This window comes from Haloterrigena alkaliphila (genome assembly GCF_017352155.2).
GTDB classification, from domain to species: domain Archaea; phylum Halobacteriota; class Halobacteria; order Halobacteriales; family Natrialbaceae; genus Haloterrigena; species Haloterrigena alkaliphila.
On record NZ_CP071462.1, the window covers coordinates 2,521,364 to 2,534,209 of the forward strand.

12 protein-coding genes and 1 pseudogene are annotated in these 12,846 nt (G+C 56.2%); 8 read left to right on the plus strand and 5 right to left on the minus strand.

Annotation, left to right across the window (positions count from 1 at the left end; all coding sequences use genetic code 11):
• Window positions 1-322 precede the first annotated feature (322 nt).
• Window positions 323-2,341 carry a hypothetical protein gene (locus tag J0X25_RS31080; protein ID WP_207287785.1) on the minus strand — a complete coding sequence of 673 codons (2,019 nt, stop codon included), beginning with the start codon at window positions 2,339-2,341 and terminating at the stop codon, window positions 323-325.
• Window positions 2,342-2,818: 477 nt separating this feature from the next.
• On the opposite strand from J0X25_RS31080, the gene J0X25_RS31085 reads away from it, so the two are divergent.
• Entirely contained in the window at window positions 2,819-3,169 is a 351-nt protein-coding gene (locus J0X25_RS31085) for a DUF7344 domain-containing protein (protein WP_207287786.1), read from the plus strand.
• A gap of 128 nt (window positions 3,170-3,297) precedes the next feature.
• Here the strand turns inward: J0X25_RS31085 and J0X25_RS31090 are convergent, their stop codons facing one another.
• Entirely contained in the window at window positions 3,298-4,182 is an 885-nt protein-coding gene (locus tag J0X25_RS31090) for an IS1595 family transposase (RefSeq protein ID WP_207287482.1), read from the minus strand.
• Window positions 4,183-4,296: 114 nt separating this feature from the next.
• Between J0X25_RS31090 and J0X25_RS31095 the strand changes: the two genes are divergently transcribed.
• Window positions 4,297-5,166, plus strand: coding sequence for a hypothetical protein (locus tag J0X25_RS31095; protein ID WP_207287787.1), 870 nt, complete (start codon window positions 4,297-4,299; stop codon window positions 5,164-5,166).
• Window positions 5,167-5,388: 222 nt separating this feature from the next.
• On the opposite strand, the gene J0X25_RS31100 is transcribed toward J0X25_RS31095, so the two are convergent.
• On the minus strand, window positions 5,389-6,333 hold the full coding sequence (locus J0X25_RS31100; RefSeq protein WP_225896656.1) for a phosphatase PAP2 family protein: 945 nt from the start codon (window positions 6,331-6,333) through the stop codon (window positions 5,389-5,391).
• A 463-nt stretch (window positions 6,334-6,796) separates the two neighbouring features.
• On the opposite strand from J0X25_RS31100, the gene J0X25_RS31105 reads away from it, so the two are divergent.
• The 6 genes and pseudogenes from J0X25_RS31105 (at window position 6,797) to J0X25_RS31130 (ending at window position 11,230) form a co-directional block, all read left to right on the plus strand.
• A complete protein-coding gene (locus tag J0X25_RS31105; protein ID WP_225896657.1) occupies window positions 6,797-7,849 on the plus strand; it encodes a metal ABC transporter substrate-binding protein in 1,053 nt (350 codons plus the stop codon).
• Complete coding sequence (locus J0X25_RS31110) at window positions 7,846-8,670, plus strand: metal ABC transporter ATP-binding protein (protein ID WP_225896658.1); 825 nt, start codon at window positions 7,846-7,848, stop codon at window positions 8,668-8,670. The genes J0X25_RS31105 and J0X25_RS31110 overlap by 4 nt, the downstream gene beginning before the upstream one ends.
• The gene (locus J0X25_RS31115; protein WP_207287789.1) at window positions 8,667-9,746 is read left to right on the plus strand and encodes a metal ABC transporter permease; all 1,080 of its coding nucleotides are present in this window, start codon (window positions 8,667-8,669) and stop codon (window positions 9,744-9,746) included. Before J0X25_RS31110 ends, J0X25_RS31115 begins: the two co-directional genes overlap by 4 nt.
• Before the next feature lie 83 nt (window positions 9,747-9,829).
• Window positions 9,830-10,531, plus strand: coding sequence for a metal-dependent transcriptional regulator (locus tag J0X25_RS31120; protein ID WP_207290905.1), 702 nt, complete (start codon window positions 9,830-9,832; stop codon window positions 10,529-10,531).
• A pseudogene (locus tag J0X25_RS31125) lies at window positions 10,530-10,850 on the plus strand (transposase); the annotation flags it as partial. The gene J0X25_RS31120 and the pseudogene J0X25_RS31125, both read left to right, overlap by 2 nt.
• A 161-nt stretch (window positions 10,851-11,011) precedes the next feature.
• Window positions 11,012-11,230: a HalOD1 output domain-containing protein gene (locus J0X25_RS31130; protein ID WP_207287790.1), complete on the plus strand. Its 219-nt coding sequence runs from the start codon at window positions 11,012-11,014 to the stop codon at window positions 11,228-11,230.
• Between the two features lie 433 nt (window positions 11,231-11,663).
• Here the strand turns inward: J0X25_RS31130 and J0X25_RS31135 are convergent, their stop codons facing one another.
• Together J0X25_RS31135 and J0X25_RS31140 are read right to left on the minus strand one after the other, a co-directional pair.
• Window positions 11,664-12,452 (minus strand): serine integrase family protein, encoded by a 789-nt coding sequence (locus J0X25_RS31135; RefSeq protein ID WP_207287791.1) that lies wholly within the window; start codon window positions 12,450-12,452, stop codon window positions 11,664-11,666.
• On the minus strand, window positions 12,445-12,633 hold the full coding sequence (locus J0X25_RS31140) for an AbrB/MazE/SpoVT family DNA-binding domain-containing protein (RefSeq protein ID WP_207287792.1): 189 nt from the start codon (window positions 12,631-12,633) through the stop codon (window positions 12,445-12,447). The genes J0X25_RS31135 and J0X25_RS31140 overlap by 8 nt, the downstream gene beginning before the upstream one ends.
• Window positions 12,634-12,846: the final 213 nt, after the last annotated feature.

Here is a 12,846-nt window from a genome sequence, read left to right on the forward strand (position 1 = left end):
TGGTTGTATTGCTCTCAGTCAGAATATCGCGTTTGATCGTTCGATACGCCTCTATCGAAGTCTGAATCGCTTCAGTCATCTTTATCTCGGAAGTCCGGTTTCCCGACCGGATCAGCGATAATCGGAACACCGCTGCCGCCCGGGGCGCGACGCTTCCGCCCCCTCACTTGGGGGCGTCGCGCCCCGGGTATCAGAAGTAGAAACTACGGAACTCGATCTGTAGTTGAAGACGCCGCCTCTCCTCCTCCATTATAGTAATAGTGGAAGTCCCAATCTAATAGTTCTAGAATTGGCTACTTCTGAAGAGTTAGCACACAACTCACTAAACGGCGTCGGACGACAGGATCCAACTGTAGTCGTCCTTAGCGAGAACGACCTCTCCACCAATCTTCGATACGAACTCGTCTCCATCCCACTGGAATAAGTCTGCCCCACCGCGACCCGCATTCTCACGCACGGTGATAAGATTACGATCGTGAAGTCTTCTTAGAGTCTCCCGAACGTGCTCTTCACTAATTTCTCCTATGTCATCTCGGCTCTTGAGTAGTTCGACGAGAGTATTCACAGTCTGTTGGGAGAGTGGTTTACGGGAATCAGTGTGGCTGGCGTGAATGAGTGTCTCCACGATTGCGGTCTGCTTTTTGTCTGTCTGTATCTCGATTTCGGTAGTAGGGGAAAACCAAGCGGGGACAGCCTTCGTGTTCACGTAAATCGTCGAACCACCGTCATTTATCACTGATTTGTGTCGCCCGAACCGGAGAACCGCCTGAATGACCTGGTGATGAGTGAAATATCGAAAAACCTCCTCGCCGATGCCTTCGAACGACTTCTCTATTCCTGACCCTTCTGACGACGTCGGCTGGCCGCAGAGGCCGCTCCACAGTTCGACAATATCGTCTCCTGGATACGGTGTCCCGGAAACAACCCCTAGCCTCTCTTTCTCGAACTCATTCGAGCTACGAACTGTTGCGTAGTTCTTTGCAACTGGGCTGAGGTCGGTTTCACTGTGTCCATTCTTTACATACTTCTCGATTAGTCCTCTCCTTTCGTACTCCTTCAGTGCCTTTTTTGTAGAAATGAGTGTGAAACGGCCCTGTTCAAGGGCCTGTACTGTTCTGAATCTCTGTTCATCTCGGTTACTGATTCGTCCACCTGCGTAGTGGTGCATTCCATCCCCGATCTGAACAAGGGTCATATTGAGAGCCGAATCGAGGTACGTAGCCAAATCTTCCCGTGGAATGATCGTTTCGTGCTGGAACTCCTCGTCAGCACCGAAAACGAGATTCCACAACTCGAGAGAGGGAAGGGCATCTAATCCGATAACCTGTGCCGCCCCCTCCAGGAGTGGTGGTTTCAGAACGTACATTTCTCCAGTGTTCCGATCACGGATGCATTTCCAGTTTCTTCGCACACCAGTTTCAATCCATTCGTCGTAGAGCTCCTGATTGTCGGTTGGAGGGGCACGTTCTATACCTGGACTGAGTTTCTCCATACAGAGGATACTGAGTGTCAGAAAGGGCGCGATAAGGTTGGCTGCATCATGGCGGTACGTAGTCACGTCCAGAAAATCGAAATCACGTGCAGCACGTTGGCTTGCCCCGTTTTCTTTGAACCAGTCCAATGCCTCCTGTCTCACCTCGCTGTCGTGACGTTTCACAATGAGGTCGGTTAGGTCATTTAGTTCAGCTGGGAAATCTTCATCTTCTTCAGCAATCCGTTCAAGGAAGTGTCGTACGATGTCGCCGGGGTGGTTAGGACTTCTCTTCGTTTCTGGAGATGGGTAACGTTCCAGAAATGGATCGGGATTGAATTCGTCGAGTATGACAACACGACCTTTTACGTAACTTGGCCGCTGGCTGTGCTTATGATGCCCTACTAGCAGGTCGATCTCGGATAGCTCGCGGTCAATTTTCCGAAGCCGCTGGATGTATTCACACCGGCCCTGACCATCGTTACAGGGAGTATCTGCTACACTTGATGGGAGCGAGTGAACTTTTCTTCCCGAGTATCCCTTGTTGTACAACTGTGCCACAGAGCCCTCATCGCCCGCATTCTCACCTCTAAAGGTAGGGCAATGACGATGAGGACTGGGAATAACCTCATATCTGAGATCGAGATCATCGCACAACTGTTTCGCCTCTTCGTACAAGTCCGTGCGACCTGCAAGATATGTGACTGGCTTATCAGACGAAACAGCGGCTTCGATCGCAGAAGTCGTTTTACCGCTATTAGGAGGGGCTTCGATTAGAACGGGTTTTGCTTTGTCGTAAGCATCATCAACCAGTTTCTTTGTCGCTTTTCGAACCTTGTTGATGCTTTTCTGCTCTTGTGTAGATAACATAGAGATAGGTCCTTCCCTGCTGACACCAGTTAGCCATTTCCAGTTTAGTCTGTCGCTCGATGTTCTACAGATGCAGATAGAAGATGATATTGATAGCAGCAGTTCTGTTCCGGAGAATTGATGATGGAATGACTGTCTAGATGCCTACCAGCAGCGGGAAAATCAAGAACGGGAACTCACAGAGAAACCTCCGGCGAACAGAACGATGAGTACCTTCGCTGACGGGTGAAGACAGAAGTTGTTTCGACCCCAGTAGCGCAAGATACAATTGCTTATTTTATACAAGGACACAGGATTACTCAGACCGCACGACTGGAACGCTGTCGGATCAAAACCCGCGGTGGTGCGCGGGTTGTCGTGCGGTCCGCTTGGAGGCAAACCGCATGATCGAATCAGACGCTGCGAGACTAAAATGTCTCGCTCGAGTCGAGAGGCATCGGACTATCATTGCAGACGAGCCAGACTGGGAGGTCACCCATGCCAGATAGCGACGGCACGATCAAGTGGGGAGACCTTCTGAGTAGTCGACGACGTGCCCTGATCGCCATGGTCCTGCTTGAGAACTGTGGTGGCGATCCGATCGACGTAGGAGAACTCGCTACGGAAGTAGCAAGACTCGAATCCCAGACTCAAGGACCCGTCGACAAGAAATCCCGTCAGTCAGTTTATACAACGAGCACTCAATACCATCTCCCGAAGCTTGACTCGGCGAACGTCGTCAACTACGACTCCACCACTGTTGCCCCTGGGGAGAACCTTCGTCGCTACTACGCTTTTGCAGTTCTCCTACCTGGATCTGGGATCGAGTCACGCCCGTTAAGTCCGTGACTAAAGAGACACGGGATCTAACAGAGAAAACTACCTGTAGAGCACATCTACGTGTATTATAGAGACCTCGATTTTAGCCAGCATATAGACTAATACCATGGGCGCTCTTGTGTAGCACTTTGTTGATTTCACAGCGTAGCTTTGACAGCATGTTTGAGGGCTTCTCTCCCTGGTTTCCGCAGTAGCTTGCGTCGAAGTTGAAACGCTCGGAGATACTGTGTAAGCTTATCTTTTGAGATGCCTCGATGAGGCGAGAGCCACGGTCGCAGCAGCGATCCGTGGCTCTCGCAGGTGTTGACGTGTACGTTTTCGTCAGCGTATTCGCCGTCGCCGTGGACGACGTATTCGCGGTCGAATGCGTCGTCCTCGGCAAGTGGATCGTAGGCGCGAAATCCGTCAGTGTAGACGGTCAGTGGCTCCTTCTCGCGGTTTGCGAGAAGGAGCCGAATCGTCGATTCATCGGCTGATTTCGCTGGGATCACGTATCGATCGCCGGTGCCACGATCGACGATCGTGAACACCGGCGGTTTGTCCTGATCGTACGATCCTCGTCCACGTGTGGACAGGCCACGCGAGCGCGACTCTTGGTCGCGCTCGCGGCCTTTTAGCCCTGCAGAAACGTAGACTTCGTCGATTTCGACCGGACCAACGAGGTCGAGCGAAGGCGCGTCGAGCGCCTTCGTAAAGCGCTCGACGCGCTGGTAGATCGTTTTGTACTGGACGTCGATCTCTAGCTGAAGTTGGCGAAGACTCGTGTTAAACCGAAGAAACGCATAAATCGAGAACAGCCACTTTCTGAGTGCGACTTTCGAGTGGGCGAAGATTGTGCCGGTCTTATCGTTGAACGTGCGGTCGCAATTCTTACAGAGATAGCGCTGAAAGTGCCCATAGCTGCCGTTCTTGACCGCCAGGTCAGAACGGCAGCGAGGGCAAGTAACACCGTTACGCCAGCGAACCTGCGCCAACAGGTCCGCTGCGACCGATTCCGACCCAAACACATCTAGCGGAATCATGCTTAACGGACACCGCTGACGCGGTGTCCTTGCTCTCTTCGATTCCACAGCGATAGCTGAGCAGTATCAACAATCTCCTACAGAAGAGCGTACCATGGGTTTGTAGACTGATCCATGATCGAATCATTGGAAGAATCTCCCGAACGATTACCTACTGTATCAGAGTTCGAATCAGCGATTAAGTCACTCAAAACGGCTATCAAAGACCTCCCAACGAGTGCTCCGTCATTCCAAGATCAATCGCTTGACTTTGCCCAACTTCGTGATGGAACTGGAGGCTCAGCTCAGACCTGGCAAGAGATTGAGTCAGTAGTACGCTCTCAATTTGACCATCACCAACTGTATTCCGTTGATGGGGACGGGTCAGTGAGGCTAGCGAGAGCTATCGGCCGGTCACCAGAAGCCAAACAACCGATCATCAATCTGGAGGTCGAATTTCGGAAGAACGGCAAAGTGAGTGTTGTGTCGAGCTACTACCTTGATGAAGAGGAATATCCGTTCTTTCTCGGTGAACCCTCCTCAGCAACTAACGCGGCAGTGGTGGCAGCAGAGCTAACTGCATATCTCACTTTTATTACGGCAATCAAGAAAGGAGAAGAGAACCACTCATCGCCTATCTCGATCTCTGGAAGCGCTCCGAAAGCACACCAGCAGATGCGAAACGAACTAGATACCGTGTGCGAGCAGATCGACCCAGTAAGAGAGGTAGCGATGCGACTCAAACATCGACCAGAGTGGCGGTACTTGGATACGCCTATGGCTCAGCGATCTTCTAGTGATACCCATTCGACGTCATGTCGAACCGATGGTGGAGAGTCAGTACAATGTCTCATTTGCGGCGACGTACCTGTCCAGGGTCCGACGCTGAAATATAAAAATTGGGAGGGGAAGCTGATGTTCTGCGAGCCGTGTCTCAGGCTCGTCAAAAAATCGATCGAAGAAGAGCAAACGATACTAAAGGCGATCGCTGATGATTTAGGATAACGTATAGGAATGACGTGCTGAATACAGGGCGCAAATCGGTCACAGATGGTTGGAATCGACGTTGCTCGAATCGGTAGATACAGACGAAGTAGGTAACGGAGCCGAAATTGATCCCACCGATAGTTGTCAAGAACGACGTGCTGTATACAGAGCACGAGATTAGCACGAACGTTTTACTCGGGATGAACTGACGGGATCACGAAACATCGAATAAGTCTACCGTTATCCCAAATTCCCGACAGTTCGATTACCAACCAGCGGTGCACCAACGACACTACCGACGGCAATAGTAGCACCGGAAAACGTGACTAGCAACGACGGTTTGAGGGAATACAAGAGCGCGAAGAAGCCGCCAGCGAGTCCGAAGACGACGAGACCCGCAACGACCTCGGGGCGATTCGAGGGGTGAGCTGGAATCAAATCACCGACGGCACGCCAAGCGAACCACGCACCAACAGCGCTCCCGGCTGCAGCTACGCTATCGAAGGTAGCTCCGTGAATCAATCCCAGTATTCCGATACCCGCGGCGAACACGAGTACCCGACCAGGGTCAGTACCGTGATCAGTGACCTTATAAAGGGCACCCAGAACTACTATCCCGATGACGGCTCCGACTACGACGTCAACGAGGTAATGAACCCCCAAGATGACTCTCGAAAGCGAGACGATGACGATTACGACACCCGCAAGGGCGAGCCACATATTCGAAATTTTATCTTTTCCGACAACGAGTGCGAATCCACCCCACACCAGCGTACTCCCAAGGGCGTGGCCGCTCGGAAAACCATACCCCCCTCCCGTCGAAATACTAGCGAACACCCCTTGAAGGGCAGACGGGATCCATTGAATGTCCGGTGGGGTACCCGCTCCCGGCGGTCGTGCGAGCATGAAGGACTGCTTGAGGATTCCGACGAGAACCACGTAGGTCAGCAAGAGTCCGAGAACGAACAGTCCACGTCGTCGGTCGATCCCCCACTGCGGGAACTTGTCACCGACGACGTAGTGTACGCCGCCCAGCAAAAAGAGAAACCAGACATCGCCGAGTTGGGTCAACAGCGCAAAGATGACGAGAACCGGATCCTGTGCCAACCCGTGGAGTGCCTCGCTGATCCCGATTCCCCGGTAATCGCTGAGCATCTTTTTGCGGCAGTGTGCGGCTCCGGTCATTGTTAATACTTCGACCTGGCCTTGGTGAATCTCTTAGTCGGTAATAAGTCTCAGAATCCGTTCTAAAAAAGAGCGCATATTTTGCAATAATTTTACCTATATAGTGAATTCGGAATAAACGGGTGTTTCTAATGGAACTCTACAGTGGCCTACTAACAGAAGGGACCAGACGATGGATGGCCTCCGGTCGCTATCTACTGGCATCGCCGCCGAACTAAGTAGCCAGATCACTGTCGAGAGGGTCGGAAGCATAGTTCCCTCGACCTGCCGTCGTCGCCGGTTGTGTAGCGGCGTCTAGCCGCGTTGGACGAGACAGCATCCACCCTCTGGTAGTCGTGCCTCCCCTACTACTGTTTTTGGAGACGCAAGATATAGGTGTGGCCGGGGAAAACTATGAATTAGACACATCTAATCAATTGGTTTGAGAACCACTATGTTATCAGATTTTCGCAACAAACGACCGGTGACACGACGGGACGCGCTACGGGCCGGCGGTGCGACGGCGCTGGCAGGACTGGCTGGGTGCACGGCGCTGCCGAGCCCACCGGTAGAGGCCAGGAATGACAGTGATGACGAAAACGACGGGCCGGTTGCCGTGGCCTCGTTCTTCAGCTTCTTCGACTTCGGCCGGCAGATCGCCGATGGGTCCCCACTGACGGTGGAGAACCTCGTCCCGGCGGGCCTGCACGGCCACGGTTGGGAGCCCAACGCCAGTATCACACAGCGCATCATCGAGGCGGACGCGTTCGTCCATGTCGGTGAGGACTTCCAACCCTGGGCCGACCGCGCCATTCAAACAATCAAAGGTGACAACATCGATACGGCACTCATCAACGCCCGCAAGGACATCGATCTAGTGGACCTCGCCGCGACCCTCGACCGCGACGAGGAGGGCGTCGGCGCTCAGCGCGGAAAGGATCCGCACTTCTGGCTGGATCCCCGGCGTGCAAAGCAGTCTGTGGACAACATCGCTGACGGGTTCGCCGAGGTTGTCCCCGAGTACGCCGACGTGTTCCGCGAGAACGCCGAGACGTACAAGTCAGAGGTACTCGACCGCATCGACGCAGATTACGAGGCCATCTTCGACCGAGCCGAACGCGACATCGTCCAACTGGCTGCGCACAATGCCTTCCAGTACATCGGCGTCAGATACGGCGTTCGGATGAGACCATTGGTGACTAACCTCGCGGCGAGCGGCGACGTCAAACCCGCGGACATCCGCGAAGCGGAGGCGGTCATCCGCGAGAACGACATCGAGTACATCGCCAACGGTGTCTTCGAATCCCAGCGTCCAGCCCAACAGCTCGTCCGTGAGACGGCCGTAGAGGCGTACTTCCCCGTGACGCCGTACGCCGGCGTCCGCGAAGAGTGGGTCGAGGAGAACTGGGGCTACGAGGAGATCGCCTACCAGATCAATATGCCTACATTCGAGATCGTCGTCGGGAACAAGACGCCCCAGGAGGCGGCCCCGTCGGAAGGGTGGGTCGAACAGTGGCGGAACTTCAAACCAATATGAGAATGCAGGACACTGGCCCCACGACGGCGGCTGGCACAGGCGAGCAGGCATCCAGCGAGACTAACCTGGATGCCACAGCAAGCGAGCCCGTTATCGACCTCACGGGCGTCACCTTCGGCTATACGGCGACACCGGTGGTCGAGGACATCTCGCTGACCATCGAGCCAGGTGAGTACGTCGCCATCGTGGGGCCGAATGGATCGGGAAAGTCGACGCTGATGCAGTTGATGCTGGGGCTGCTTGAGCCCGACGCGGGCACAGCTCATCTGTTCGGCGAGCGCGCCGACCGCTTCGACGACGGCGAACGGGTCGGCTACGTCGCCCAGCAGGCCAGCGCCTCAAAGGAGATGCCTATCACCGTCCGCGAGGTGGTGAAGATGGGTCGGTTCCCGTACGTCGGGTTTGGCCGCCTGTCGAGCGAAGACTGGGCCATTGTCGACGACGCACTCGCGACCGTCGGGATGAGTGCGTTTGCCGACCGGCGCGTCACGCAGCTCTCGGGTGGCCAACGCCAACGCGCGTTCATCGCGCGGGCGCTGGCGAGCGAGGCCGACCTACTCGTGCTGGATGAGCCGACCGTCGGCGTCGACGCCGAGTCGGTCGACGCCTTCTACGATCTGCTGGCAGCGCTCAACGCCGAGGGCATCACCGTCCTCCTCATCGAGCACGACCTCGGGGCGGTTGTCGAGCACGCCGAACGAGTCGTCTGCCTGAACCGCGAGGTCTACTTTGACGGACCGACCGACGAGTTCGTGGAAAGCGACGCGCTGGCCCGGGCGTTTGGGACCGAGGCGCGGTTCCTCGCGGGGGTGGACGAATGAGCGCTGAGGTTGCGACTACGCTCGTGACGAATGTTGGAGATCCGTTACTGCTGCTGCTCCCGATGCAGGGCGTACTCGGCGCCGTCGGCAACCTGGTCTTCGGCGTCCTCCTGTGGTTCCTGGAGCAGTGGTACTGGCTGATGGACTGGGCGTACTACTTCACGGGTCTGGAGATGCTGAACCCGCGCTACCGGTTCATGCACCGGGCGATACTCGTCGGGCTCTGCGTCGGCGTGATGGCGCCGCTCATCGGGACGTTCCTCGTCCACCGACAGCTCGCGCTCATCGGCGACGCGCTGGCCCACACCGCCTTCGCCGGGGTGGCCATCGGCCTGTTCCTGAACGCCGTCATCGGCCTCGGCGTGTCCCCGTACCTCACCGCGGTCGTCGTGGCGATGATCGCCGCGCTGTTCATCGAACTCATCTCGGAGGTCACGGACGCCTACAACGACGTCTCGATGGCCATCGTCCTGTCGACGGGGTTCGCGCTGGGGACGACGCTCATCAGTCTCAACGCGGGCGGGCTCGCCGTCGGCGTCAACCAGTTCCTCTTCGGGAACCTCTCGACCGTGTCGCCCCAGAGCGCAGCGATTCTGCTGGTGCTGTTCGCCGTCATCGTCGGGACGGTAGCGGTGACGCGCAACCAGCTCCTCTACGTCACCTTCGACGAGACGGCGGCCGCCGTCTCCGGGCTCTCCGTCAACTGGTACAACCGGGTGATGGTGATGCTGACGGCGATGGTCGTCGTCGGCGCGATGCAGATCATGGGCGTCATCCTCGTCGCCGCGATGCTCGTGGTGCCGGTCGCGGGCGCGACCCAAGTGTCCCGGAGTTTCTCCGAATCGCTCGTGGTCTCGGTTGTCCTCGCGGAACTCGCGGTGTTGCTCGGCATCGCCGTCGCCTACTACGCCGGCGTCACGGCCGGCGGCGCCATAGTCTTGGTCGCCGTGGGCATCTACATCTGCGCCGTCGCGCTCGGCAAGGTTCAATCTGCCCGTGGAGAACAGGCCACGCCCGACATGGGTAGCATCAAGGCCGACAGCGTCGATGTCGGCGCGGGGACGGAGGATGACTGATGGTCACAGCCAATAATGGCGACTCGCCAAGCGGCGGTCGTGCCCGAAGTGGCAATGGAGGTCAGTCGGACGTGTCGGCAGGAATGCTGAGCGCGGTCATGGAAGACTACATCAAGGCGATTTACGCCATAGAAAGCGACAGCGGCGAGCGAGTGTCGACCTCAACTCTCGCCGACCATCTCGAGGTCACCGCGCCGACCGTCTCCTCCATGCTGAAAAAGCTCGAAGAACGCGGCCTGATCGACCGCAAGGAGTATAAGGGTGTGACGCTCACGGAGGAGGGCGAACTCGTCGCTCTCGAGATTATCCGGCACCACCGTCTTCTCGAAGCGTTCTTGACCGAACTGCTCGACTACGATTGGGCCGACGTCCACGACGAGGCCGACAGACTTGAGCACCACGTCTCCGAGGAACTGACCGACCGCATCGCCGAGGCGCTGGGCAACCCCCCAGTCGATCCGCACGGCGACCCGATCCCCGACGCCGACCTGTCCTTTCCCGCTGAGAGCGAAACCACCCGCCTCGCCGACGCCGACGAGGGCGAGCGCGTGACCGTCCGGCGTATTCGCCACCAAGGCGATACGGAACTACGTTACCTCGCCGACGCCGGCGTCCGTCCGGAGGTCGAGCTCACGGTAGTCGACGTTGCGCCGTTCGGGATGGTGACCGTCGAGACGCAGGCGGGCGAGCAGAGCCTTCCGGAGGAGATCGCCCAGCTCATCGAGGTCGCCCCGGCGGCCGCCACGGAGGATAGGGCGGCTCACACCTCGGAGAAGGAATCCTGACAGATTCGATCTGGCGGTCTGGCAGGTTCTTCTCAATCTCTCTGTTTCATTGCCCCCGACTAACGGTATTGTGGGGATTGACGCTTCGGGATTCGACCGTGGTCACGCCTCGAAGCACTATACGAAACGGACGAAATTGGAGATTCAGCGGCTGAAAGTTGCGCTCTTAGCCGATACGAGATCAAACGCAACCCTCGATCTCCACGTCATAACGACCCGAAAGCACGATACACAGGTCACACTATCGCTCATCAACTGAAATGCAGCTGAAGTCGGAGTTCTGCTTGGAGACAAGGGATACGACGATCAGCAGATTCGAGCGAGGCCCACGAGAACGGGCTTCGTCCACAATCTCGACCGATTCATCTAACGATCAGTATAGGAGATTCATTTGCCGGGAGCTACCAACTGTCATAGTTGATGATCATCTACTTTAATTCACGGTCAAATTATAACCGGGGCCGTCAAACTGAATCTCAAATGGGGAATCTAACGAAGAGTACACGGCACAGTCCAGCCCTTGAAATTGTATATAGAGTGGCTGAAATGGAGGAACGGGATCCGCTGGACTTGCCACCTATCTATGATAGCGTTGACCCTGAGGCACTGGACGATCTTGCTGAATCAAATGAGATCCAATTCGAGTATGTTGGACACAAAATAACTGTAGATAGCGGCACGATCAGGATCGATCAGTAAGCACGCTCATCCTTGCGGCTGATTCGGTCAGATGTGCTTGCACAAAAGATCCTCTCGGTGCTGACTACATCCTCTGTATCCAGCACGACTGTTAAAACAAACCCCTACATTAGGATTTCAACGGGGATGATTGTTACTACATACCAGGGGAATGAGCGATGCTACCCGTCACTACGATCGTCGTTGGGTGACACTGAGTTGGCCGCCTCAATGAGCGATTCTCCGAGCGCGCGCATCCCGTCAGCGTCAGTACGCACGGTCACCTGCCGATTCTCACCGTCACGAGCCGCGTTAAGAACAACCGCGACGTCTGCCGATGAACTCCCAGCAGGCGCAACTACCCGCGCTTGCGACAACGTTGGTCGAGAATCCTCACTAACGAGTTCGGTCCGGTCAATCACTGACATGAGCTTCGGAAGTGTCTCGTCGTAGGTCACGCTGCCTCACCCCCACTGGTGGCGGACAGATCGTCTCCCTCATAGTCGTCAATTGCGTCGTTCGGGGCGGCGTCGAGAAGCGCACGCGCGGTACCGTCATCTCGGCATGACCGCGCTCGGTCCTCAACGTGGTTGACCCACCGCTCGATCGCTCCGCGGGAGAGGCCAGTCTCGTCTGCGATCGAACGATATGACACGCCGTCGGCGCGCATCGCGAGCGCATCCACAACAGTGTCGAACCACTCACTTGCCACCAAATACTCGCGCGCGTCGTCGAACTCGAGACCAACCGGTGGCCGGGAGTTCCACATTGCTCGCTGTTCGCGGTCGTTCACGGCCTCACGAGCCTTCCTGATCTCCTCGCGTTTGATCGCAGTCTCGACCGTACGGCGAACACCGTGCTCCATACTGTCGACATTAACGTCTCCAGCGACGAACGCGAACTCGGCGCCGCCCGAGGCAGCTGCACGCCGCCATTCCGCGAAAAAGTCGTCGCGGGCCAGTCGGGAGTCGTCCCAGGCGACCACGTGGTCGTACTCTCCAGTTCGCACCCGATCAATCGCGTTCAGGATCTCGTCGTTATCGTCAATTCTCGAGTCATCCTTGTCCCGTGATAGTATGCTAAATCCGGTGTGGACACCTAGGTCGACGACATCGTATTCATCGGCAAGATCGCTCGCGAGCTCAGGTACCTGTTTGCGCTGGAGGCGGAGGCTGGCACCATCCTCGTCGCCTTGTGATCGTCGAATGACCGCGAGCGCCTTGCTGGTGGTAGCGTCACTCATCGGTGATTGTGATTTCGAGTGTGTTCCCGCTCTTGATGTTCCACTCAACACGGGCTCCCGCGAGGTCCATCGCCTCGGCGATGCCCTTAGGAACAGTCGTTCGGTACTGCTCAACAGTTCGGTCTTCACCGTCGGAGTTGGTGGTGGTACTCGTGGTCTTCGTAACGGTCGTCTTGGGCATCAGTAGTTAGTGCTAAAGATTGCACTACACTTAGTGCTAATTACTGGTGTCTCGGAACCCCCGGGTAGTGGGACACACTGCGCAACCACCTACCACCAGTTCCTCTGTTTCTAACCATTTTGACTAGAGCCATCATCGCGGCTCACTTCCTCAAGTATGGTAAGTAGTTCAAGACTTGTTGTTCACCTAATAGTATCAAGAAATCTCTTTTAT

Excerpts from the sequence above, each read along its gene's own strand:
- J0X25_RS31080 (WP_207287785.1), bottom strand. The coding sequence starts at position 2,341 with ATGTTATCTACACAAGAGCAGAAAAGCATCAACAAGGTTCGAAAAGCG.
- J0X25_RS31085 (WP_207287786.1), top strand. The coding sequence starts at position 2,819 with ATGCCAGATAGCGACGGCACGATCAAGTGGGGAGACCTTCTGAGTAGT.
- J0X25_RS31090 (WP_207287482.1), bottom strand. The coding sequence starts at position 4,182 with ATGATTCCGCTAGATGTGTTTGGGTCGGAATCGGTCGCAGCGGACCTG.
- J0X25_RS31095 (WP_207287787.1), top strand. The coding sequence starts at position 4,297 with ATGATCGAATCATTGGAAGAATCTCCCGAACGATTACCTACTGTATCA.
- J0X25_RS31100 (WP_225896656.1), bottom strand. The coding sequence starts at position 6,333 with ATGACCGGAGCCGCACACTGCCGCAAAAAGATGCTCAGCGATTACCGG.
- J0X25_RS31110 (WP_225896658.1), top strand. The coding sequence starts at position 7,846 with ATGAGAATGCAGGACACTGGCCCCACGACGGCGGCTGGCACAGGCGAG.
- J0X25_RS31115 (WP_207287789.1), top strand. The coding sequence starts at position 8,667 with ATGAGCGCTGAGGTTGCGACTACGCTCGTGACGAATGTTGGAGATCCG.
- J0X25_RS31120 (WP_207290905.1), top strand. The coding sequence starts at position 9,830 with ATGCTGAGCGCGGTCATGGAAGACTACATCAAGGCGATTTACGCCATA.
- J0X25_RS31130 (WP_207287790.1), top strand. The coding sequence starts at position 11,012 with ATGGGGAATCTAACGAAGAGTACACGGCACAGTCCAGCCCTTGAAATT.
- J0X25_RS31135 (WP_207287791.1), bottom strand. The coding sequence starts at position 12,452 with ATGAGTGACGCTACCACCAGCAAGGCGCTCGCGGTCATTCGACGATCA.
- J0X25_RS31140 (WP_207287792.1), bottom strand. The coding sequence starts at position 12,633 with ATGCCCAAGACGACCGTTACGAAGACCACGAGTACCACCACCAACTCC.